We start from the raw sequence: 22,739 nt of genomic DNA, 5'->3' as shown, positions 1-22,739 counted from the left end.
CCTTTGCGCAGCCGCACCCGTCCGCCCCTGGGCAGGTGGCGGCCTCTCGGTGGCGTCCACCGAGCACATCTTCCTAAAGTGGGGCAATGCGCACCGAGGAAGTCCTGGCCGCGATCGCGACGGGCCTGTGGCGCTGGGACAACGCAGCCGGCACGGTCACGCTCGACGCGGAGGCGGCCCGGCTGATCGGCCTGCCTCCCGAGCCCGGCAGCTACCGGGAGTCGGCGGTGCGCTCCCGTTTCCACCCGGTCGACTGGAACGAGATCTACGGCGTCGTGAACCTCGCGGTCGCCGAGGGCAGCCTCGCCGAGGCGCGGCTGCGGATCGTGGACGAGCGCGGACAGGTCCTGCGTACCGTGCGCAGTCGCTCCAAGCCGGTCCACCGGACGGGCGAGGAGGACGACAGCGAGGCCTACGTCCTCTACGGCACGCTCCAGGAGGTCGCCGAACCCCAGCCCGGCGCCACCGACGCCGCCCACACACCGATCACCGGGGACTGGCGGCGGTCCCGGGAGGCGTTCCTCCTGGACGCCGGACGCGCGCTGGCCGAGGCCCGGTCCACCGCGGAGGTGCTGCGGGTCGCCGGGTCCCTGTCCATGCCGGGCTTCTCCCCGGACGGCCTCGCGGTCTTCGGTGCCGCCGGGGAGCGGCTGACGATCATCGGGCATCACGGGCACAGCATGGGGGACGAGGAACCCTTCACCGACATGCCCCTGGACACCGATTACCCGGCTGCCGAGGTCGTCCGCACCGGCCGTGCGATCTACCTGCCCTCCCCCGACGAGTACCGCCGTCGCTACCCGACCACCTGGCCGCTCGCCCGCCGCTTCGGACGGCAGTCCTGGGCCTTCCTGCCCCTGGTGTCGTCCGGCCGCACGATGGGGGCCTGGATGGCCGAGTTCCAGCACCCGGTGGCATTCTCCCCGGACGAGCGCGCGGTGCTCTCGACGGTCGCGCGGATGCTCGCCCAGGCCCTGGCCCGCGCCGGGGTCGCCGAGACGGAACGCGAGCTGTCCCTGGGGCTCCAGCGTTCGATGATGCCGACCCTGGGGCCGGAGATCCCCGGGATGACGGTGGCCGCGCGGTACGTGCCGACCGGTGGCGGGCTCCAAGTGGGCGGCGACTGGTACGACATGATCCCGCTGCCCAACGGCCGTATCGCCCTGGTCATCGGTGACGTCCAGGGGCATGACGTGCGGGCCGCCGGCCTGATGGGCCAGCTCCGCATCGCCCTGCGCGCCTACGCGTCCGAGGGGCACCGCCCGGACGCCGTGCTCGCCCGGGCCTCACGCTTTCTGTCCGGGCTCACCGACGCGTACGAGAGCGTCGAGGGCGACGAGGAACCCGCTGCGCCGCGCTTCGCGACCTGTCTGTACGCCGAGGTCGATCCGGAGGCCGGGACCCTGGACATCGCCCGCGCGGGCCACCCCGACCCGGTGGTGATCAGCGCCGACGGGACCGCGGTGATCCGGCAGACCGCCGGCGGGCTCCCGCTCGGGATCGAGGCGGACTCCGACTACCCCACCACGCGGGTGGTCCTGGAACCCGGCGAGACGATCATGCTGTGCACGGACGGCCTCATCGAGACCGGCGGGCACGACATGGCCACCGGCTGGTCCCGGCTGCGCCCGGTCCTGGAGAAGCCGGTCGAGGACCTGGAACAGCTCGCCGACTCCCTGGTCCAGGCCGTCCACGGGCCGACCTCCCACTACACGACAGGGCCGCTTGCGGACCGGCGGGAGGACGACATCGCGGTCCTGGTGCTGCGGCGCGAGAGTGCCCGGGCCCCGGAGACGCCGCCCCGCCGGAGCGTCCTGACCATCGCGCAGGCCGAGCCGGAGCGGATCTCGGTGGGGCGGCAGCTGGTGCGCGAGCTGCTGCACGACTGGAGCGATCCCGAGCAGGTCGACTCGGCGGTCCTGATGGTCTCCGAGATGGCCACCAACGTGCTCGTCCACACGGACGGGGACGCGCTGATGGTGGCGGAGGTCTCCGGCGAGCAGGGCGGGCGGCGGCTGCGCGTCGAGGTCGCGGACGCCAGTGATGAGCTGCCGCACAAGCGGAGACCGGGCGAGATGGCGTCCAGCGGGAGGGGGCTCGTGCTGATGGAGATGCTGGCGGACGCGTGGGGGGTGGATCCGCGGGGGGAGGGAAAGTCGATCTGGTTCGAGCTGTACGAGTCGGACGAGCCGGGGGTTTCCTGAGCGGGTGAGGGCCCCCGCACCGTGGCACTCTCCGAGCTCGGGCCCGTCCCCGTGACGGTTCGGTCCTCGAACGCCGGACGGGCCGGTCTGCCCGGCCACGAGCCACTGAGAGCGCGGGCCCACCGCGCAAGGGTTCCGTCCTCAAGCGCCGGACGGGCTGGGACGGGCGCCGCCCGACGGACCGGGGTAGTCGCCCGGCGGGCCTGGGTGGCTGCCCGGCGGACCGGAGTGGCTGCCCGGCGGGCCTGGGTGGTCGCCAGGAGGGCTGGGCTGGCCTCCCCCGCGCAGTTCGCCCAGTACGCCGAACGCCGCCGCGCACAGCGGGACCGCCAGCAGCATGCCCAGCAGGCCGGCCACGCTTGCTCCCGCCGTCAGGGCGATCATGATCATCGCGGGGTGCATCTGGACCGTACGGCTCTGGATCATCGGCTGGAGCACATGGCCCTCCAGCACCTGGACCGCGAGCACCACTCCCAGCGCCCACAGCGCGATCACGAACCCCCGGTCGGCCAGTGCGACCAGCACCGCCACCGCTCCGGAGAGGAACGCCCCCAGGTACGGGATGTACGCGCCGACGAACACGAGCGCGCCGAGCCCCACCGCCCCCGGAACGTCCAGGATCAGCAGGCCCACCGTGATGCACACGGCGTCGATGAGGGCGATGAACGTGGTGCCGCGCATGAAGCCCTCGACGGCCTCGAACGCCCGCCGCCCCATGGCCTCCACCAGGCCCCCCGTGCCGCGCGGGGCCACCGTGTGGGCCAGGTTCACCGCCCGGTCCGAGTCGCGCAGGAAGAAGAAGGTCAGCAGCAGGGCCAGCACACTGGTCGCCACCAGCGAACCGATCAGGCTGATGCCGCTGAGCAGACCGCCCGCCGCGCTCGCCCCGAACTTCTCGACCAGGCCCTTCGCGTTGTCGGCCAGATCGTCGACGTCCGTCGCCCCGGCGATCTCCAGATGGTCGACGACCCACTGGCCCGCGTCCTTGAGCGAGGCGACGATCTGGTCGCCCGTGTCGACGAGGGCGGTGACGACGATGTATCCGGCACCGCCGACCACCGCGACGAGGGCGGCGCAGGTCAGCCCCGCGGCCAGCGAACGGTTGAGGCGGCGCGCGATGAGCCAGCGGTGGACGGGTCCGAGCAGCGCGGTGCCGAGCAGGGCCAGCAGCACCGGGGTGACCGCGGTCTTGAGGACGACGACCAGCCAGATCGCGACGGCGGCGACACCCACGACGAGCAGGACGACACCGCACCAGGCGGCGGCGCGGCGGGCGCTGTCGGGCAGGAGGGGCGTGGACGCGGGCACCCTCCCAGCCGATCACGGTGTGCGCCGGCGAGCCCGCCGACGCACACCGTACGGGTGAGGACCGGTCACATGCCGTGGACCGCGGGGACCGTGCCCAGGCGGCCGGCCTGGAAGTCCTCGAAGGCCTGCTTCAGTTCGGCCTGACTGTTCATCACGAACGGCCCGTAGTGGGCCATCGGCTCCCGGATCGGGCGGCCGCCGAGGAGGACGACCTCCAGGTCCGGGGTGTGGCCGTCCTGGCGCTCGTCCGCGCGGACGGTCAGCGAGCCCCCGGTGCCGAACACGGCGGTCTGGCCCATCGCGATCGGACGGCGCTCCGCGCCGACCGTGCCGCGCCCGGCCAGGATGTACGCGAGGCCGTTGAAGTCCTCGCGCCACGGCAGAGTCACCTCGGCGCCGGGCCGGACGGTGGCGTGGATCATCGAGATCGGGGTGTGGGTGATGCCCGGGCCCTGATGGCCGTCGAGTTCACCGGCGATGACCCGGAGCAGCGCGCCGCCGTCCGGGGAGGCGAGGAGCTGGACCTCGCCGCCGCGGATGTCCTGGTAGCGGGGGGCCATCATCTTGTCGGCCTTGGGCAGGTTCACCCAGAGCTGGAGGCCGTGGAAGAGACCGCCGGAGAGGACCAGCGACTCCGGCGGGGCCTCGATGTGCAGCAGCCCCGAGCCGGCGGTCATCCACTGGGTGTCGCCGTTCTCTATGGTGCCGCCGCCACCGTTGGAGTCCTGGTGGACGAAGGTCCCGTCGATCAGGTACGTGGGCCGCGGCGTCACCCGAAGCGGCCACCTTGGGCAGGGTCAGCGGGTTGTCGACAGTCACTGCGGGCATGGAAGCTACCTCCGGGCGAGTGTTCTGGAATCAATTTAGTTGAATGATGAACATCTCGCAAGGCGTCGGGCATTCCCGGAGGGCGGTGCGACAGGGCGAGGGCCCGCGCCGAGTCGGCGCGGGCCCTCGCCCGAGAGAACAAACCGCAGGTCAGCGACGCGCGGGTACCGAATCCCTACCCATACATCCGGCGCATCGCGAAGTCGACCATCTGCTCGACCGCCTTGGCGTCGAAGACCATCCGGTGGTCGCCCTCCATATCCAGGACGAAGCCGTACCCCGTCGGCAGCAGGTCGATCACCTCGGCCCCGGTGATGACGAAGTACTTCGACTCCTTGCCCGCGTACCGCCGCAGCTCCTTGAGCGTGGTGAACATCGGGATCACCGGCTGCTGCGTGTTGTGCAGCGCCAGGAAGCCGGGGTTGTCGCCGCGCGGGCAGTAGACCTTCGAGGTCGCGAAGATCTGCTGGAAGTCCTCGGCGGAGAGGGAGCCGGTGGTGAAGGCCCGGACCGCGTCGGCCAGGGAGGGCGGCGACGGTTCGGGATACAGCGGCTGCTCCCCGTAGCCGCCGCCCATCTGACCCATCTGGCCCATCTGACCCATCTGCTGCTGAGCACCAGGGTTCTGGTCGTAGCCGTACATGCTGCAAAGAGTAATCGGACACATCTACGGCTTGAGGGGTTGCGCCTTATTACTGACGGGTAGCATCATCGGAGAGGTCAGCTGATAGACCTACGCCTGCCTGTCGCCCGACCCGCATCACTCCCCGGGGCGCTGTGGCGCCACTGCTATTGATTACGGAGCCTTCCCATGGGGCACTACAAGTCGAATCTCCGCGACATCGAGTTCAACCTGTTCGAGGTTCTCGGGCGCGACAAGGTGTACGGCACCGGTCCGTTCGGTGAGATGGACGTCGACACCGCGAAGAGCATCCTGGAAGAGATCGCCCGCCTCGCGGAGAACGAGCTCGCCGACTCCTTCGCCGACGCCGACCGCAACCCGCCGGTCTTCGACCCGGAGACCAAGACCGCTCCGGTCCCGGCGAGCTTCAAGAAGTCGTACCAGGCCTTCATGGACTCCGAGTACTGGCGTCTGGGCCTGCCCGAGGAGATCGGCGGCACCACCTCGCCCCGCTCCCTGATCTGGGGCTACGCGGAGCTGCTGCTCGGCTCGAACCCGGCCGTGTGGATGTACTCCTCCGGCCCGGCCTTCGCCGGCATCCTCTTCGAGGAGGGCAACGACGAGCAGAAGAAGATCGCGGAGATCGCCGTCGAGAAGCAGTGGGGCTCGACGATGGTGCTGACCGAGCCGGACGCCGGCTCGGACGTGGGCGCCGGCCGGACGAAGGCCGTGCAGCAGGAGGACGGCTCCTGGCACATCGAGGGTGTGAAGCGCTTCATCACCTCGGGCGAGCACGACATGTCCGAGAACATCATCCACTACGTGCTGGCCCGCCCCGAGGGCGCAGGCCCCGGCACCAAGGGCCTCTCGCTCTTCATGGTCCCGAAGTTCCACTTCGACTGGACGACCGGCGAGCTGGGCGAGCGCAACGGCGTGTACGCCACGAACGTCGAGCACAAGATGGGTCTCAAGGCGTCCAACACCTGCGAGATGACGTTCGGCGACCAGCACCCCGCCAAGGGCTGGCTGATCGGCGACAAGCACGACGGCATCCGCCAGATGTTCCGCATCATCGAGTTCGCCCGCATGATGGTCGGCACGAAGGCCATCGCCACCCTCTCCACGGGCTACCTGAACGCGCTGGAGTACGCCAAGGAGCGCGTCCAGGGTCCGGACCTGGCGAACTTCATGGACAAGTCAGCGCCCAAGGTCACCATCACGCACCACCCCGACGTGCGCCGCTCGCTCATGACGCAGAAGGCGTACGCCGAGGGCATGCGCTCCCTCGTGCTGTACACCGCCTCCGTCCAGGACGCGATCCAGGAGCAGGAGGCCGCGGGCGAGGACGCCAAGGCGCTCAACGGCCTCAACGACCTGCTGCTGCCGATCGTGAAGGGCTACGGCTCCGAGAAGTCCTACGAGCAGCTCGCGCAGTCGCTCCAGACCTTCGGCGGCTCCGGCTACCTCCAGGAGTACCCGGTCGAGCAGTACATCCGGGACGCCAAGATCGACACCCTCTACGAGGGCACCACGGCGATCCAGGGCCAGGACTTCTTCTTCCGGAAGATCGTCCGCGACCAGGGCGCCTCGCTCAACACGCTCTCCGAGGAGATCAAGAAGTTCCTCGCGGGCGCCCAGGGCAACGAGGAGCTGGCCCCCGCGCTGGACTCCCTCGCCAAGGCCGCCGTGGACCTGGAGGCGATCGTCGGCACGATGATCACCGACCTGACCGCGACCGGCGAGGACGTCAAGAGCATCTACAAGGTCGGTCTCAACACGACCCGCCTGCTGATGGCCTCCGGCGATGTCGTCGTCGGCTACCTGCTGCTCAAGGGCGCGGCCGTGGCGGCCGAGAAGCTGCCGACCGCCGCCGCCAAGGACGTCGCCTTCTACCAGGGCAAGATCGCCGCCGCGAAGTTCTTCGCCGCGAACGTCCTGCCGGGCGTCGCGACCGAGCGCGCGCTCGCCGAGTCCATCGACAACTCGCTGATGGAGCTGGACGAGGCGGCGTTCTAGGAATCGCTCGCCTGTCTCGTCAACACGTGCCGCCATCCGGACTTCGTTCGGGTGGCGGCACTGTCGTATCCCGTACGACAGCGGCACCGACCTGACCTCGATCGACGACCTGCAGAGTCACCGATCTCCCCGGTCACCGGATACCGGACCCGCCGTCCTCGTTACAGTGAAGAACATGAGTTCCCCTCCCCGGTTCGACCGTGCGCACACCGATGACCTGATGACCTTCCTGGCGGCCAGCCCGTCCCCGTACCACGCCGTGGCCAACGCCGCCGCACGGCTGGCGGAGGCCGGCTTCCGGCAGGTCGAGGAGACCGCCGCCTGGGACGGCTCGGCGGGCGGGAAGTACGTGCTGCGCGGCGGGGCGATCGTCGCCTGGTACGTGCCGCAGGGCGCGCAGCCGCACACCCCGTTCCGGATCGCGGGGGCGCACACCGACTCCCCGAACCTCCGGGTGAAGCCACTGCCCGACACCGGGGCGCACGGCTGGCGCCAGATCGCCGTCGAGGTCTACGGCGGCACCCTGCTCAACACCTGGCTCGACCGGGACCTCGGTCTGGCCGGGCGGATCTCGCTGCGCGACGGCACCCACCGCCTGGTCAACATCGACCGGGCGCTGCTGCGGGTGCCCCAGCTCGCCGTCCACCTGGACCGGTCGGCCAACACGGAGGGGCTCAAGCTCGACCGGCAGAAGCACATGCAGCCGATCTGGGGACTCGGCGATGTGGAGGAGGGCGACCTGATCCGGTTCGTCGCCGAGGAGGCGGGGGTCGACGCGGAGGACGTCACCGGCTGGGACCTGATGCCGCACGCCATCGAGCCGCCCTCCTACCTGGGCCGGGACCGGGAGCTGGTGGCCGGGCCCCGGATGGACAACCTCCTCTCGGTGCACGCCGCGACCGCCGCCCTGGCCGCCGTCGCCGGGCTCCCCGACGCCGACATCCCGTACATCCCGGTGTTCGCGGCCTTCGACCACGAGGAGAACGGCTCGCAGTCCGACACCGGGGCCGACGGGCCGCTGCTGGGCTCGGTGCTGGAGCGCTCGGTGTTCGCGCGCGGCGGCACGTACGAGGACCGCGCCCGCGCCTTCGCGGGGACCGTCTGCCTCTCGTCCGACACCGGCCACGCCGTGCACCCCAACTACGCGGAGCGGCACGACCCGACGCACCACCCGGTCGCCAACGGCGGGCCGATCCTCAAGGTCAACGTCAACATGCGGTACGCCACCGACGGCAGCGGCCGCGCGGTGTTCGCCGCGGCCTGCGAGAAGGCGGGCGTGCCGTGGCAGAGCTTCGTGTCCAACAACGCGATGCCCTGCGGCACGACCATCGGACCGATCACCGCGGCCCGGCACGGTATCCAGACCGTGGACATCGGCGTGGCGATCCTCTCGATGCACAGCGCCCGTGAGCTGTGCGGGGCGGACGACCCGTATCTGCTGGCGAACGCGCTCACCGCGTTCCTGGCCGGCTGACCGGAGGGCAGCCAGCCGCCTGCGCGCACATGGTTGTTGCCGGGCCGGGTACGCGAGTCGTACACCGGCCCGGACTCACCGGGCGGTCGAGGAGGCGGAATTCATGGGACTCGGAGGATGCATTCTCCTGATCGGTGGGGGCGCGATCCTGGCGTTCGCCACCAACTGGAAGATGGACACCGTCAACGTCGACCTGGTCGGCTGGATCATGATGCTCGTCGGCCTCGTCGGGGTCTTCGTCTACATGAGCATCGCGCGGCGCCGCCGGATGGTCGTGCCGCCCAGCACCACCGTCGTCCAGGACGACGAGCGGCGCTACCACTGACGGCCCGCGACGACGGCCGCATCGCGCGGCGGCTGTGCACCCGCGCCGCGTCGGCCCTGCGGAGACCCCGATATTCTGGGACGGATCCCGCGCCCCCACCGTGGGTGCGCACCGCCCGGAAGAGGAGCCGTTCGTGGAGTTCCGGCTGCTCGGCACGGTCTCTGTCGAAACGCTCACCGGGCCGCTGCCGCTGGGCCCCGCCAAGCGCCGCAGCCTGCTCGCCGCGCTGCTGCTGTCGGCCAACACCCCGGTCTCCGTCGCCCGTCTGACGGACTCCCTCTGGGACGACGCCCCGCCGCTCCAGGCTCGTGGCGTCATCCAGGGGCATGTGTCGCGGCTGCGCGCCCTGCTGGTGGGCGCGGACGCGGAGGCGTACGGGGTCGAACTGGCCACCCTCGGCGACGCGTACGTCCTGCGGGTCCCGGAGACGCTGATCGACGCGCAGCGGTTCGAGGAACTGCTAATGCTGGCGCGGGAACAGCGCGGGCCGGCGGACACCGTACTGATGCTGAAGGAAGCCCTGTCGGTGTGGCAGGGCCCGGCTCTCAGCGGTGCGTTCACCGGGCCGCCGCTCCGGGCGGCCGCGCACTCCCTGGAGGAGTCGCGGCTGGCGACGGTCGAGCAGCTGGCCCGTACGTACGGAGTGCTCGGTGAGCACCACCGGGCCGCGGCCCTGCTGGCGGCGGAGACCGCGGCGCATCCGCTGCGCGAGTCGCTGGCCGCGGAGCTGATGCTGGCGCTGTACCGGGCGGGGCGCCAGTCGGAGGCCCTGGACCGTTTCCACCGGACGAGGCGGCTCCTCGCCGACGAGCTGGGCATCGATCCGGGGCACGAACTCGCCGACGCGTACGCGCTGATCCTTCGCGGTGACCCGGGAAGCGGCGAGCCGGGACCAGTGCCGGGGCCCGTGACAGCTCCTGTCCCGGATCCGCTCCCCGCCCAGGCGTCGGCCCCGGGCCCGGACCGTACGGCTGATCCGGCCCGTGCCGCGGCCCAGGATCCTGCCGGGGTGGCGGGCCGCGCGGTGGGCCCGACCGCCCCGGCCGCCGCGTCGCCGGCCCCGTACCCTCCGCACCCCGGCGAGCCGCTCCCCGTCGACCTGCTCCCCCGGGCGCCGCGCGGCTTCCACGGGCGGGCCGCCGAACTGGCCGCGCTCACCCGGGCGGCGGCGGGCGAGGCGCCCGTCTGTCTGGTCACGGGTCCGGCCGGGGTCGGCAAGACCGCGCTGGCGCTCCAGTGGGCGCACCGCAGTGGCGCGCTCTTCCCGGACGGCCGGCTCTTCGCCGATCTGCGCGGCTTCAGCGACGCCGGCGAGCCCGCGCTCATCGACGTCCTGCGGGAGTTCCTGCTCGCGCTCGGCGTCGCACCGCGCCGGGTCCCGGAGTCCACCCCGGCGGCCGCCGCGCTCTTCCGCTCGCTGACCGACCGGCGCAGGGTGCTGGTCATCCTCGACAACGCCCGCGACTCCGCCACCGTCAGGGCGCTGCTGCCGGGCGGCAGCGACTGCGTCACGCTGGTCACCAGCCGGCACCGGCTGGAGGGGCTCATCGCCTCGGACGCCGCCCGCCCTGTCCCGCTCGACACGCTGGAGGCCGACGACGGGACGGCGCTGCTCGCCGGGGTGCTGGGGGAGGAGCGGGTGCTCGCCGAACCGGTGGCGGCCCGCCGGCTCGCCGAACTCTGCGGCGGGCTGCCGCTCGCGCTGCGGGTCACCGCGGCCCGGCTGGCGGGACGGCCGCGCTGGACACTGGCCGCCCTCGCCGACGAACTCGCCGACGAGCAGGGCCGGCTGGCGTATCTCGACGTGGACGACACGGGCGTCGCAGCCGCGCTGCGGCTGACCGTCCAGCACCTGCCGCCGGACGCCGTCCACCAGCTGGCGCGGCTGGGGCACCATCCGGGCGGCCATTTCGATCCCTACGCGGCCGCCGCGCTCGCGGGGACGGACCCGGTCGCCGCGGCGGCGGCGCTGGAGCGCCTGGCCGCCGCCCATCTCGTCGCCGAGACCGCCCCGGGCCGGTGGGTCCTCCACGACCTGGTGCGCCTGTACGCCCGCGGCCTCGACCCGGAGTCCGCGCACGAGGCTCTCACCGGGGTGCTCGACCACTGCATCGCCACCGCGCTGGCCGCCGCCGATACGGCGGAGCCCGGCGGCGAGCCCTGTTTCGTGCTCCCGGACGGATACCGCAGGCCCGCCGCCGTACGGGACTTCGCCGACCGTGCGGAGGCGATGCGCTGGCTTGCGGCGGAGCGCGAGAACCTGGCACTGGCCGCGGTAGCGGCGCGGGAGGCGGGTCTTGAGGACCGGACCTGGCGGATCATCCTGCTCCAGTGGCCGCAGGTGGTGTGGCGGGTCCGGGACAACTGGACGCCCCTGCTGGAACTGGCCCTGGATTCGGCCCGCGCCGGGAAGGACGCGTACGCCGAGTCGCGGGTGCTCACCCTGCTGGGCTGGGTGCTGACGGAGGAGGGCCGGACCGCCGAGGCAGCCGCCCTGCTGGAGCGCTCACCGGTGCTGGCCCGGGAGGCCGGCGACCCGATGGGCGAGGCGACCGCGCTGATCAACCTGGCCGTCGTCCAGGCCGAACTGGGCGAGCTGCCCGCCGCGTCGGAGAACTGCACCCGGGCGGTGGCGCTGTGCCGCGAGGAGGGGGACCGGCACACCGAGATGCTCGGCCTCCAGCACCTCGCCCGGATGCGGCTCACCGCGCGCCGCCCGCAGGAGGCGCTGGACTGCGCGCTGGCCGCGCTCGATCTGGGCCCCGAGCATGAGGAGGCGGTGCGCCGGTCGCTGCTGCTGGCGATCTGCGGCGAGGCCCGCCTGGCGCTGGGCGAGGAGGAGGACGGCATCCGGCTGCTGGACCGGGCCGCGCGGGAGGCGGAGCAGGCCGGTTACGACGACGGCGCCGTACGGGCGCTGGAGGCGCTGTCGCGGGTCTCGGCGCGGGCGGAGTACCGGCGGCGGTACGACGAGGCACTCCGGCGGCTCACCGCCGAAAGCTGATCCGCTGACCCGCTGACCTGCGGTTCGTCGCTGCTGCCCGGGACATCAGCGGTACGTCAGTGGGACGGCAGCGATACGTGAGCGGCGGCGGTCAGAGTCGTTCCTGTCAGCAGTTCGCGGCGGGCGCCTCGACCGGGCGTCCGCCTCACCGTCTCCCCGGGGGAATCTCCATGCGTACCTTCCGCAACCGCACCACCGTCCTGGCCGCCGCGACCACGGCCGCCCTCGCGCTCGCCCTCACCGCCTGCGGCGACAACGGCTCGGGTACCCGCTCGGAGGGGGCGGCGACCGACACGTCCGCGACCGTCGCCGCGTCACCCGCCGCGTCCGGAAAGGGCGCCGGGACCGAGAAGGCCGCCGACGACGCGACCGGGACCGGCACCACGGGCTCCACCGGCACCGGCACCGCTCAGGCCGCGGGCGCGGCCAAGAGCTCCGGAAACACCGGCGGCACGTCCGCCAAGGCGACCGTCACCCTCTGCACGGCGCAGGGCCTGAAGATCACCGCCGAGCATCAGGACGGCCCGCCCTACACCCACCTGACGCTGTCCGCGAAGAACACCTCCGGCACGAGCTGCGAGATGAAGGAGTACCCGCACATCCACTTCCTGGACAACGCGCGGGGCGTCGTCCCGCCCGTCGCCAAGAGCAAGCCGCAGGCCCCGGTGGTCCTGGAGCCCGGCCAGTCCGCCTACGCCGCGGTCCGCATGTCCGAGGGCGGCCGCAAGGAGACCACCGAGACGGTGAAGGAGTTCACGGTCACCCTGAAGGCCAACGGGGGCGGCATGGCGGTCGTGAAGTCCCCCGCCGCCGAGGGCCTCGCCGTCAACCCGCAGAAGTGGGCGACCGGTTACTGGACCCCCGAGCTGCGCAACGGCGCCGACGAGTTCTGATCCGTCAGGCGGGTCGCGAAGGGGCCGGCAAGGACATCAGCGGGCAGCGGTCACGAACGGGCCGGCAAGGGCATCAGCAGGCAGCGCTCACGAAGGGCTGTCCATCCCGGCGAGCACCAGCGCCAGCCGGGATTCACCCTCCGCCGTGACGCGGACCGGCACCCCCCAGTCCTGCTGGTGCACATGGCAGGCCGGGTACTCGTTGGCCGGGTCGTCGTCGCAGGACGCCGCCATCGCGGAGACGTGCAGCACGCCCTCGGTGACGCCGTCCGCGAGGACCAGGTCGCGCCCGAGATCCGTCCCCGCGCCGGAGCCGTCCGCCAGCAGCTCGGGCGGGGTGGCGGAGACCAGGAGCCGGGTCGAGGGCCCGTAGCGGGTGTCCAGCTTCTGCCCGGCCGGTGCCTGGAAGACCACGTCGAGACGGAGGGTGCCCGGGGCGATCTCGGTGGCGGCCCGCTGGGTGCGGTGCGCCTGGTCGGCGACCTGGACCGCCTCCTCGGGCAGCCGGAGACGGGTCAGCCGGTGGCGGGCCGATTCGACGACGACGAGATCGCCGTCGACCAGCACCGCGTCGCTGGGTTCGCGGACATCGGTGGCCAGCGTGGTGACCTCTCCGGAGTCCGGGTCGTACCGGCGCAGGGCGTGGTTGTAGGTGTCGCTGATCGCGACGGACCCGTCGGGCAGCGCGGTCACGCCGATCGGGTGCTGGAGGAGCGCCTGGTCGGCGGCCCCGTCCCGGTGGCCGAAGTCGAAGAGGCCGGTCCCGACGGCGGTGTGCACGTGCTCGTCGCGGTCGACCCAGCGCAGCGCGGAGGTCTCCGAGTCGGCGACCCAGAGCCGCTCCCCGTCGGCGGACACGGCCAGCCCGGACGGCTGGGCGAACCAGGCCTCGGCGGCGGGCCCGTCGACCAGGCCCTCGTTGGTGGTCCCGGCGGCGACGCGCACGGTCGCGCTCCGCGGGTCGTACGTCCACAGTTGGTGCACGCCCGCCATGGCGATCCACAGGCGGTCGCCGAACCAGGCGAGGTCCCACGGCGAGGAGAGGTCCACCTCGCGCGCCGGGCCGCTGGTCGGGGCCCCCTGCCACCACTGGCGGCCGGTCCCGGCGAGGGTGGTGGTCACCCCGGTCGTCAGGTCCAGGGCGCGGAGGGCGTGGTTGACGGTGTCCGCGACGGCGACGCGGCCGTCCGGGAGCACGGCGAGCCCCTGCGGTTCGCTGAACCGGGCCTCGTCCGGGCCGCCGTCGCTCAACCCGCGGTCGCCGGTGCCGAAGTGACGTCGTACGGTCTCGCCATCGGCGTCCAGCTCGACCAGGCGGTGCCGGGTGGTGTCGGAGACCAGGAAGCCGCCGTCCGGCAGGAGCAGCGCCTTGCCGGGGAAGCGCAGATGCGTGGCGACGGGCTCGGGCGCGACATAGGGGCCGTCGCCCCGGCGGAGCGTGCCCTTGGCCGCGTGCTCGGCCTCCAGCTCCTCGACGAGCTTCTCGATGGCGTGCGCGTGGCCCTCGCCCGCGTGCTGGGCGACGACATAGCCCTCGGGGTCGATGACGACGAGCGTCGGCCAGGCGCGGACGGCGTACTGCTTCCAGGTGGCCAGCTCGGGGTCGTCGAGGACGGGGTGGTGGACCTCGTAGCGCTCGACGGCGTCGACGACGGCCTGGTGCTCGGCCTCGTGGACGAACTTGGGCGAATGGACGCCGATGATCACCACGGTGTCGCGGTGCTTCTCCTCCAGCTCGCGCAGCTCGTCCAGGACATGCAGACAGTTCACACAGCAGAACGTCCAGAAGTCGAGGATGACGATGCGTCCTCGCAGGTCAGCGAGGGTGTACTGCTGGTCGCCTGTATTGAGCCAGCCGCCCTTGCCGATGAGTTCGGGGGCGCGGACGCGTGCACGTGTAGCCATGTCACCAGTCAACACCGTCCCGGCCTGCGCGCATTCCGCCGGGCCCCGGGGCAACCTGTGCCCCATGAGACTTCTCGTACGTGAGCGGATGTTCGCCATCGGCGACGACTACTGGATCGAGGACGACGGAGGCCGGAAGGTCTTCCTGGTCGACGGCAAGGCGATGCGGCTGCGCGACACCTTCGAGCTGAAGGACGCCGACGGCCGGGTCCTGGTCGAGCTGCGGCAGAAGCTGGTCAGCCTGCGCGACACGATGATCATCGAGCGGGGCGGCGAGGAGCTGGCCAAGGTCAAGCGCAAGCGGCTGTCGCTGCTCCGCAACCACTACCGGGTGACGCTCGTGGACGGGACGGAGCTCGATGTCAGCGGCAAGATCCTGGACCGCGAGTTCGCCATCGAATACGACGGTGAGCTGCTGGCCCAGATCTCACGCCGCTGGCTGACCCTCCGGGACACGTACGGCATCGACGTCGTCCGGGACGACGCCGACACCGCGCTGCTCATCGCCGTGGCGATGTGCGTGGTCGTGCTGGCGGAGAAGGAGAACGAAGGCTGAGCCCCGCCGGGCGCGGCGGCCTTGTTTCACGTGAAACGTGGACGGAGTCCGCCGGGCCATCCTCCGTGCGGGCGCCCTCAGAGCGGTGACGTGAGCCCCAGGCGGCGGTCCTTCAGGGCCGGGAACTGCTCGCGGGTCGCGCGTACCTTGTCCGCGTCCAGCTCCACGGTCAGGACCTCCTCGTCCGCGCCCGCCTGGGCCAGCACCTCGCCCCAGGGGTCGACGACGATGCTGTGGCCGGCCTGCTGGATGTCGCCATGGGTGCCCGCCGTGCCGACGGCGAGCACGTACGCCTGGTTCTCCACGGCGCGGGCCTGCGCGAGGAGCGTCCAGTGGGAGCGGCGGCGCTCGGGCCAGCCCGCCGCGACGACGAGCGTCTCGGCGCCCGCGTCGACCAGCCCCCGGAACTGTTCGGGGAAGCGGAGGTCGTAACAGGTGGCGAGGCCCAGGGTGGTGTCGGGCAGGGCGACGGTCACCAGTTCCTCGCCCGCGCCCATCATCACCGCCTCGCCCTGGTCGAAGCCGAAGCGGTGGATCTTGCGGTAGGCGGCCACGCGCTCACCCTCGGGCGAGAAGACCAGGCTGGTGTTGTAGAGGGTGCCGTCGGCCGCGCGTTCGACGAAGGAGCCCGCGTGCAGCCAGACCCCGGCCTCGGCCGCCGCCTTCGCCATCGCCTCGTGCGTGGGGCCCTCCAGCGGCTCGGCCTCCGCCTCGAAGGCGGTGTACGCGAACGCCCCGACCGGCCAGAGTTCGGGAAGAATCACCAGGTCAGCGCCGCGCTGGGCGACCACCAGGGAGGCCGCTCGTACCCTGCGGGCCTCGACGGATTCGTCCGGGTCCACTGCGATCTGGATGAGGGAGGCGCGCACACTACCACCGTCCTGGCATTGAAGCCGTCAACACGGGCCTACGATCGTCACACGAAAGCACTGCCGGGGTGCCTGCTCGCAGCGTAACTTAGCGGTCGAACCTCCCACGCAGCTCGCCGACAGTGCCGTCAGAGCCGGCCCACCCGCCAGCACTCCCTGCTCTCTCCAGCCCATGCACCGCAGAACCGCACGAGGGGTCCCGTGACCGTCCATCCCAGCCTCCAGCCCTACACCGACGCCGCGACCCACTCCATCGAGGCGATAGCCGAGCTGGTGAAGCCTCTCGCCGAGAGCGAGTGGAACCGCCGTACGCCCTGCCCGGGGTGGTCGGTGCGCGACATCGTGTCGCACGTCATCGGCATGGAGTGCGAGATGCTCGGCGATCCCCGGCCGATCCACACCCTGCCGCGCGACCTGTACCACGTGCAGAGCGACTTCGCCCGCTACATGGAGATGCAGGTCGACGTCCGACGGCACCACACCTCCCCGGAGATCACCGCCGAGCTGGAGTACGTCCTCATCCGCCGGGCCCGCCAGATCCGCAACGAGTCGCGCAGCCCCGAGACCAAGGTGCGCGCTCCCCTGGGCGCCGAGCAGACCCTCGAAATGGCGCTGAATCTGCGGGCCTTCGACGTGTGGGTGCACGAGCAGGATCTGCGCACCACGCTCGGGCAGCCGGGCAACCTGGACTCCCCCGGCGCCCTGATCACCCGGGACATGCTGCTCGCCGGGCTGCCGAAGGTGGTCGCCAAGAGCGCGGGCGCGCCGGCCAATTCAGCGGTCGTCTTCGACGTGCACGGCCCGGTGGAGTTCCTGCGGACGGTCCGGGTCGACGCGGAGGGCCGCGGTTCGATAGACGGCGCGCCGTCGCTGGGCCCGCTCGTGACGCTGTCGCTGGACTGGGAGACGTACGTCCGCCTCGCCTGCGGCCGGGTCCGTCCCGCGGCCGTCGCCGACCGGATCAAGATCGAGGGCGACCAGGAGCTGGCGACCGCGATCCTGGACAACTTCGCCGTGACCCCGTGAACCCGTTACCCCGTCCCCGCCTCACGTGTACGTGCCCGCACCCCCGTCCGACGGTCACGCGGGCACGTGCACGGCCTCGACACGGCTGACCACGTGGTGCTCGCGTTCCCTGCGGGCCGCCCGGCGGCGCAGCCGCAGGATCTGGGCGACGCCGAGCGCCTCCAGGACGAAGATTGAGGCGAACGCGACACGGTAGTTGTCGCCCGTGGCGTCCAGCAGGACCCCGACGGCCAGCAGGGTCGTCATCGAGGCGATGAACCCGCCCATGTTGACGATGCCGGAGGCGGTGCCCTGGCGCTCGGGCGGGTTGGCCGGGCGGGCGAAGTCGAAGCCGACCATCGAGGCCGGTCCGCAGGCGCCCAGCACCAGGCAGAGGACGATCAGCAGCCACATCGGCGTGTGGTCGGCCGGGTAGAAGATCGCGGACGCCCAGAGCAGGGCCGTCGTCGCCACCGTGCCGAGCGCGATCGGTGTCCGCGCCTCTTGGTGGCGGGCGATGATCTGCCCGTAGACGAGCCCCACCACCATGTTGGACAGCACCACCAGGGTGAGCAGCGTGCCCGCCGTGCCCCGGCTCAGCTCCTGGGCCTCGACCAGGAACGGCATCCCCCACAGCAGCAGGAACACCATCGCCGGGAACTGGGTGGTGAAGTGCACCCACATCCCGAGCCGGGTCCCCGGCTCCCGCCAGGCGGCGGCGATCTGGCGGCGGACGTACGCGGCCCCGGCGTGCTCGGCGGGCGGCGGCTCATGGCCCTCGGGGTGGTCCTTCAAAAACAGCAGGAGCAGCACCAGCACCACCACGCCCGCCAGCGAACTACCGACGAACGTCGTGGTCCAGCCGTAACTGTGCAGCGCCCGCGCGATGAACAGCGTCGAGACGAGGTTGCCCGCCATCCCGAACAGTGCGGCGACCTGTCCGATCAGCGGTCCGCGCCGGGCCGGGAACCAGCGGCTGCCGAGCCGCAGCACGCTGATGAACGTCATCGCGTCGCCGCAGCCGAGCAGGGCGCGTGCGGCCAGCGCCATTCCGTACGAGGGGGAGAGCGCGAAGCCGAGCTGCCCGACGGTGAACAGCACGACCCCGATGGTGAGGACCTTCTTGGTGCCAAGCCGGTCCACCATCAGCCCCACGGGTATCTGCATGCCCGCGTAGACCAGGAGTTGGAGGATGGAGAACGTGGAGAGCGCCGAGGCGTTGACGTCGAACCGGTCGGCGGCGTCGAGTCCGGCGACGCCCAGGCTCGTACGGAAGATGATCGCGACGAAGTAGACGGCGACGCCGATGCCCCAGACCCGGGCGGCACGCCGGCCGCCGGGCGGGTCACCGGGCAGCGGGAGCGTGGGGGAGGCCGAACTCACCGTTCCTCACCCCGCACCAGCTCCCGGACCCGGCCGACGTGGCGGCGCACGACCAGGGCCGCCCCGTCCGCGTCCCCGGCCCGGATCGCCTCCAGCAGCTCACCGTGCTCGGTGATGTTGGCCTCGATCCTCCCCGGGTGCGCCTCCATCACCGCGACGCCCATCCGCAGCTGACGGTCGCGCAGCTGGTCGTAGAGGCGCGAGAGGATCTCGTTGCCGGCGTGCTTCACGATCTCGGCGTGGAAACAGCGGTCCGTGACGGCCACCGCCGCCAGATCGCCGGCCTCCGCCAGCCGCCGCTGCTCCTCCAGGAGCTGTTCCAGGCGCTCGATCAGCCGCGGGGAGGCGGGCACCGCCTTGCGCGCCGCGAACTCCTCGACCAGCAGCCGGGTCTCCACCACGTCCTTGATCTCCTGCGCGGAGACGGCGAGGACGAGCGCACCCTTCTTCGGGTAGAGCTTGATCAGCCCCTCGACCTCCAGGCGCAGCAGCGCCTCGCGCACGGGCGTCCGCGAGACCCCGACCGCGTCCGCCAGATCCCCCTCGGTGAGCAGCGTCCCGCCCTCGTAACGCCGGTCCAGGACGGCTTCCTTGATGTGCGTGTAGACCCGCTCGGCGGCGGGCGGGCGCTTGAGGGAGGAGGACGCGGACCGAGCGGGAGCGGAGGAGGACGCGGCAGACATGCGCACAGCATAGATACAACATGCACGCATGGGCGCCGACGTCCGGATTCTGGACCTCCGCACCGCCCGGAGAGGCACCGGAACTCACCTCCGCGACAGTTCAGAGTTTCCTGAATTCACATATCTCTGTACTGTCACCTCATGCTGACCGTCGCTTCCGACATCGAGGTGCTCGCGCGGTTCGGCCGCGCGCTCGCCGACCCGATCCGCTGCCGCCTCCTGCTCGCGCTCCGCGAGGCCCCGGCGTACCCCTCCGACCTCGCCGAAGCCCTGGGCATCTCCCGTACCCGGCTCTCCAACCACCTGGCCTGCCTGCGCGACTGCGGACTGGTCGTCACCTCGCCGGACGGCCGTCGCACGCGCTACGAGCTGGCCGACGAACGCCTCGGCACCGCCCTGGACGACCTGCGCTCCGTGGTGGTGGCCGTCGAGACCGATCGCACCTGCCCGGACGCCGAGAAGCGAGCGTGCTGCTGATGACGGCGCTCTCCCTCGGCCCCTCGCCGGCCCGCCGGGACGCGCTCGCCCGCCGGATACGGCTGCTGGTCGCCGCCACCATCGTCTACAACGTCATCGAGGCGGTCGTCGCCCTCACCGCCGGAACGCTCGCCTCCTCCAGCGCGCTGATCGGCTTCGGCCTGGACTCCGTCATCGAGGTCTCCTCCGCCGCCGCGGTCGCCTGGCAGTTCTCCGCCCGCGAGCACGCGGTGCGCGAGGCCCGGGAGCGGACCGCCCTGCGGATCATCGCCATCTCGTTCCTCGCCCTCGCGGCGTACGTCGCCGTCGACGCGGTCCGCGCGCTGACCGGCACCGGCGAGGCCGAACCCTCCCCACCCGGCATCGTGATCGCCGCGCTCTCGCTGGCGGTCATGCCGTTCCTGTCGGCCGCCCAGCGGCGCGCGGGGCGCGAGATCGGCTCCGCGTCGGCCGTCGCCGACTCGAAGCAGACCCTGCTGTGCACGTACCTCTCCGCCGTCCTGCTCGTCGGCCTGATCCTCAACGCCGCGTTCGGCTGGTCCTGGGCGGACCCGGTGGCCGCCCTCGCCATCGCCGCGATCACGGTCAAGGAGGGCCGCGAGGCATGGCGCGGCAAGAGCTGCTGCGCCCCGACGGCCCAGGGGCAAGCCTGCGCAGATTCACCCCTTCGATAACGCATCCATTGCCCCTCCCCAGGAGTCTCCTTCACCGAGCGGCACCCTTATGTGGCCGCATATCAGGGGCATTGGGGAGCGTTCAGTTGAAAATCGGCATCAAGCGCATCAATCGCGTCTCCGTCACGGCCACCGTGACGCTCACCGCCGGTGCGGTGCTCGCGGGCGGCGCCTTCGCCTCCACGGCACACGCCGCCACGCCGCCGGCTCCGAAGATCGTCGCCAAGGGCGGCTTCCTGATGAACGACGGCACCGGCAAGACCCTCTTCACCAAGTCCGCGGACACCCGCCGGGCCACCGGCTCGACCACGAAGATCATGACGGCGCTGGTCGTCCTGTCCCAGAAGAACGTGAACCTGAAGTCCAAGGTCACGATCCAGAAGGCGTACAGCGACTACATCGTCTCGAAGAACGCCTCGTCCGCCCGGCTCATCGTCGGCGACAAGGTCACCGTGGGCCAGCTCCTCTACGGCCTGATGCTCCCCTCCGGCTGCGACGCCGCGTACGCCCTGGCCGACAAGTTCGGCTCCGGCACGACCCGTGCCGCCCGGGTGAAGTCGTTCATCGGCAAGATGAACTCCACGGCGAAGAGCCTCAAGCTGAAGAACACCCGCTTCGACTCGTTCGACGGCATCGGGAACGGCAACAACTACTCGACCCCCCGTGACCTGACGAAGATCGCCAGCCAGGCGATGAAGAACTCCACGTTCCGCACGGTCGTCAAGACCAGGTCGACAAAGCAGAAGGTGACCACCAAGAACGGTGGCTACCGCTACATGTCGTGGACCAACACCAACAAGCTGCTCGGCAGTTACAGCGGCGCGACCGGCGTCAAGACCGGCTCCGGCCCGACCGCCAAGTACTGCCTGGTCTTCGCGGCGACCCGCAAGGGCAAGACGGTCATCGGCACGGTGCTCACGTCCTCCTCCGAGGCGAACCGCACCGCCGACGCGAAGAAGATGATGGACTACGGCTTCAAGAAGTAGCCGCAGGCGTCGCATGGCGAAGGGGCCCGGCCCGCACGGTGTGTGCGGGCCGGGCCCCTTCGTTCTGCCCGTTCGCGAGAACGCGTTACGCCCAGGTGATCAGGCGCTTCGGCTGCTCCAGGATCGCCGCCACATCGGCCAGCACCTTGGAGCCCAGCTCGCCGTCGACCAGACGGTGGTCGAACGACAGGGCCAGCGTCGTGACCTGACGCGGCTTCACCTTGCCCTTGTGGACCCACGGCTGGAGCTTGATCGCACCGACGGCCAGGATCGCGGACTCGCCCGGGTTCAGGATCGGCGTACCGGTGTCGACGCCGAAGACGCCGACGTTGGTGATCGTCACCGTGCCGCCGGCCATCGCCGCCGGGGACGTCTTGCCGTCCCGGGCCGTGGTGACCAGCTCGCCCAGCGCTTCCGCGAGCTGCGGCAGCGTCTTGTCGTGCGCGTCCTTGATGTTCGGCACGATCAGGCCGCGCGGGGTGGCCGCCGCGATGCCCAGGTTGACGTAGTGCTTCTGCACGATCTCCTGGTTCGCCTCGTCCCAGGCGGCGTTGACCTCGGGGTTCCGCTTGATCGCGACGAGGAGGGCCTTGGCGATGATGAGGAGCGGGTTGACCCGCACCCCCGCCATGTCCTTGTCCTCCTTGAGCTCGGCCACGAGCTTCATCGTGCGCGTCACGTCGACCGTGACGAACTCGGTGACGTGCGGCGCGGTGAACGCGCTGCCCACCATCGCCTGCGCGATGGCCTTGCGGACGCCCTTGACCGGGATCCGGGTCTCGCGGGCGGAGTCGGAGACGACGGCAGGAGCAGCGGCTGCCGGGGCCTCGGGAACCGCCGGGGACGCGACCGCCGCGGGAGCCTCGACCGCGGGCGGAGCCGCCGCCGCGTGGACGTCCTCGCGGGTGATGATGCCGTCCTTGCCGGTCGGCACCACCGTCGCCAGGTCGATGCCCAGGTCCTTGGCCAGCTTGCGGACCGGCGGCTTGGCGAGCGGACGGCCGCCCCCAGCCGGAACAGCCGGAGCCGGGGCGGGCGCCCCGTGCCCGTTCAGTTCGGCCTGCACCGCCGCCGCGACGGCGGCGGCCTCGGGCGCGGCGGCCGCCCCCTTGCGCGGGCGGCGCTTGGTGGAGCTCTCGGCGACGCCGTAGCCCACGAGGACCGGCGTACGGCCCTTCGGTTCGGCTTCCGCCTCGGGCTCGGACACCGGCTCCTGTGCCGGGGCGGCGGCGGCCGGGGCGGGCGCGTCGCCGCTGCCGGGGGCCACGTCGATCGCGATGATCACCTGGCCGACGTCGACGGTCGTGCCCTCGGGGAAGCGCAGCTCGTGCACCACCCCGTCGAACGGGATCGGCAGCTCGACGGCCGCCTTCGCGGTCTCGACCTCGCACACGACCTGGCCGTCGGTGACGGTGTCGCCGGGCTGGACGAACCACTTGAGGATCTCGGCCTCGGTCAGTCCTTCGCCCACATCGGGCATCTTGAACTCACGGAAGCGAGCAGACGTTTCGGTCATCGTCGTCACGA

18 protein-coding genes and 1 pseudogene are annotated in these 22,739 nt (G+C 71.6%); 11 read left to right on the top strand and 8 right to left on the bottom strand.

Annotation, left to right across the window (positions count from 1 at the left end):
- The first annotated feature begins 86 nt into the window (after nucleotides 1–86).
- The gene (locus tag IE145_RS04915) at nucleotides 87–2,204 is read left to right on the top strand and encodes an ATP-binding SpoIIE family protein phosphatase (RefSeq protein ID WP_189519132.1); all 2,118 of its coding nucleotides are present in this window, start codon (nucleotides 87–89) and stop codon (nucleotides 2,202–2,204) included.
- A gap of 141 nt (nucleotides 2,205–2,345) precedes the next feature.
- Here IE145_RS04915 and IE145_RS04910 read toward each other — a convergent pair whose 3' ends face one another.
- From IE145_RS04910 to IE145_RS04900, 3 genes and pseudogenes are all read right to left on the bottom strand, one after another.
- Entirely contained in the window at nucleotides 2,346–3,512 is a 1,167-nt protein-coding gene (locus IE145_RS04910; protein WP_189519130.1) for an AI-2E family transporter, read from the bottom strand.
- A gap of 65 nt (nucleotides 3,513–3,577) precedes the next feature.
- Nucleotides 3,578–4,340, bottom strand: a pseudogene (locus IE145_RS04905) (pirin family protein).
- Nucleotides 4,341–4,515: 175 nt separating this feature from the next.
- Nucleotides 4,516–4,983 carry an SseB family protein gene (locus IE145_RS04900; protein ID WP_006125898.1) on the bottom strand — a complete coding sequence of 156 codons (468 nt, stop codon included), beginning with the start codon at nucleotides 4,981–4,983 and terminating at the stop codon, nucleotides 4,516–4,518.
- A 168-nt stretch (nucleotides 4,984–5,151) separates the two neighbouring features.
- On the opposite strand from IE145_RS04900, the gene IE145_RS04895 reads away from it, so the two are divergent.
- The 5 genes from IE145_RS04895 to IE145_RS04875 all read left to right on the top strand — a co-directional run bounded on the left by IE145_RS04895 (nucleotide 5,152) and on the right by IE145_RS04875 (nucleotide 12,674).
- Nucleotides 5,152–6,978 carry an acyl-CoA dehydrogenase gene (locus IE145_RS04895; protein ID WP_189519128.1) on the top strand — a complete coding sequence of 609 codons (1,827 nt, stop codon included), beginning with the start codon at nucleotides 5,152–5,154 and terminating at the stop codon, nucleotides 6,976–6,978.
- Nucleotides 6,979–7,153: 175 nt separating this feature from the next.
- Nucleotides 7,154–8,452 carry a M18 family aminopeptidase gene (locus tag IE145_RS04890; RefSeq protein ID WP_189519126.1) on the top strand — a complete coding sequence of 433 codons (1,299 nt, stop codon included), beginning with the start codon at nucleotides 7,154–7,156 and terminating at the stop codon, nucleotides 8,450–8,452.
- Nucleotides 8,453–8,555: 103 nt separating this feature from the next.
- Nucleotides 8,556–8,777 carry a DUF6458 family protein gene (locus IE145_RS04885; protein ID WP_189519124.1) on the top strand — a complete coding sequence of 74 codons (222 nt, stop codon included), beginning with the start codon at nucleotides 8,556–8,558 and terminating at the stop codon, nucleotides 8,775–8,777.
- 133 nt (nucleotides 8,778–8,910) lie between these two features.
- Nucleotides 8,911–11,781 carry an AfsR/SARP family transcriptional regulator gene (locus IE145_RS04880; protein WP_189519122.1) on the top strand — a complete coding sequence of 957 codons (2,871 nt, stop codon included), beginning with the start codon at nucleotides 8,911–8,913 and terminating at the stop codon, nucleotides 11,779–11,781.
- A 170-nt stretch (nucleotides 11,782–11,951) separates the two neighbouring features.
- Entirely contained in the window at nucleotides 11,952–12,674 is a 723-nt protein-coding gene (locus tag IE145_RS04875; protein WP_189519120.1) for a DUF4232 domain-containing protein, read from the top strand.
- Nucleotides 12,675–12,761: 87 nt separating this feature from the next.
- On the opposite strand, the gene IE145_RS04870 is transcribed toward IE145_RS04875, so the two are convergent.
- On the bottom strand, nucleotides 12,762–14,579 hold the full coding sequence (locus tag IE145_RS04870) for an NHL domain-containing thioredoxin family protein (protein ID WP_189519118.1): 1,818 nt from the start codon (nucleotides 14,577–14,579) through the stop codon (nucleotides 12,762–12,764).
- 64 nt (nucleotides 14,580–14,643) lie between these two features.
- Between IE145_RS04870 and IE145_RS04865 the strand changes: the two genes are divergently transcribed.
- Complete coding sequence (locus IE145_RS04865) at nucleotides 14,644–15,135, top strand: LURP-one-related/scramblase family protein (protein ID WP_189519116.1); 492 nt, start codon at nucleotides 14,644–14,646, stop codon at nucleotides 15,133–15,135.
- 77 nt (nucleotides 15,136–15,212) lie between these two features.
- On the opposite strand, the gene IE145_RS04860 is transcribed toward IE145_RS04865, so the two are convergent.
- On the bottom strand, nucleotides 15,213–16,004 hold the full coding sequence (locus IE145_RS04860) for a carbon-nitrogen family hydrolase (protein WP_189519113.1): 792 nt from the start codon (nucleotides 16,002–16,004) through the stop codon (nucleotides 15,213–15,215).
- 201 nt (nucleotides 16,005–16,205) lie between these two features.
- Between IE145_RS04860 and IE145_RS04855 the strand changes: the two genes are divergently transcribed.
- Nucleotides 16,206–17,030, top strand: a complete 825-nt coding sequence (locus IE145_RS04855) for a maleylpyruvate isomerase family mycothiol-dependent enzyme (RefSeq protein WP_189519111.1) — start codon at nucleotides 16,206–16,208, stop codon at nucleotides 17,028–17,030.
- A gap of 54 nt (nucleotides 17,031–17,084) precedes the next feature.
- On the opposite strand, the gene IE145_RS04850 is transcribed toward IE145_RS04855, so the two are convergent.
- The gene (locus tag IE145_RS04850; protein WP_189519109.1) at nucleotides 17,085–18,392 is read right to left on the bottom strand and encodes an MFS transporter; all 1,308 of its coding nucleotides are present in this window, start codon (nucleotides 18,390–18,392) and stop codon (nucleotides 17,085–17,087) included.
- The gene (locus tag IE145_RS04845) at nucleotides 18,389–19,075 is read right to left on the bottom strand and encodes a GntR family transcriptional regulator (RefSeq protein ID WP_189519107.1); all 687 of its coding nucleotides are present in this window, start codon (nucleotides 19,073–19,075) and stop codon (nucleotides 18,389–18,391) included. The genes IE145_RS04850 and IE145_RS04845 overlap by 4 nt, the downstream gene beginning before the upstream one ends.
- 141 nt (nucleotides 19,076–19,216) lie before the next feature.
- Here IE145_RS04845 and IE145_RS04840 point away from each other — a divergent pair, with 141 nt between their 5' ends.
- The 3 genes from IE145_RS04840 (at nucleotide 19,217) to IE145_RS04830 (ending at nucleotide 21,212) form a co-directional block, all read left to right on the top strand.
- Nucleotides 19,217–19,552 (top strand): ArsR/SmtB family transcription factor, encoded by a 336-nt coding sequence (locus tag IE145_RS04840; protein WP_189519105.1) that lies wholly within the window; start codon nucleotides 19,217–19,219, stop codon nucleotides 19,550–19,552.
- On the top strand, nucleotides 19,552–20,226 hold the full coding sequence (locus IE145_RS04835; RefSeq protein ID WP_189519293.1) for a cation diffusion facilitator family transporter: 675 nt from the start codon (nucleotides 19,552–19,554) through the stop codon (nucleotides 20,224–20,226). Before IE145_RS04840 ends, IE145_RS04835 begins: the two co-directional genes overlap by 1 nt.
- An 86-nt stretch (nucleotides 20,227–20,312) precedes the next feature.
- A complete protein-coding gene (locus tag IE145_RS04830; protein WP_189519103.1) occupies nucleotides 20,313–21,212 on the top strand; it encodes a D-alanyl-D-alanine carboxypeptidase family protein in 900 nt (299 codons plus the stop codon).
- Nucleotides 21,213–21,297: 85 nt separating this feature from the next.
- Here IE145_RS04830 and IE145_RS04825 read toward each other — a convergent pair whose 3' ends face one another.
- The gene (locus tag IE145_RS04825; protein ID WP_189519100.1) at nucleotides 21,298–22,737 is read right to left on the bottom strand and encodes a dihydrolipoamide acetyltransferase family protein; all 1,440 of its coding nucleotides are present in this window, start codon (nucleotides 22,735–22,737) and stop codon (nucleotides 21,298–21,300) included.
- Between the last annotated feature and the right edge of the window lie 2 nt (nucleotides 22,738–22,739).

Source organism: Streptomyces sindenensis, from assembly GCF_014649035.1.
In the GTDB taxonomy this organism is placed as follows: Bacteria; Actinomycetota; Actinomycetes; order Streptomycetales; family Streptomycetaceae; genus Streptomyces; species Streptomyces sindenensis.
This window is presented reverse-complemented; position numbering and strand designations above follow the sequence as displayed.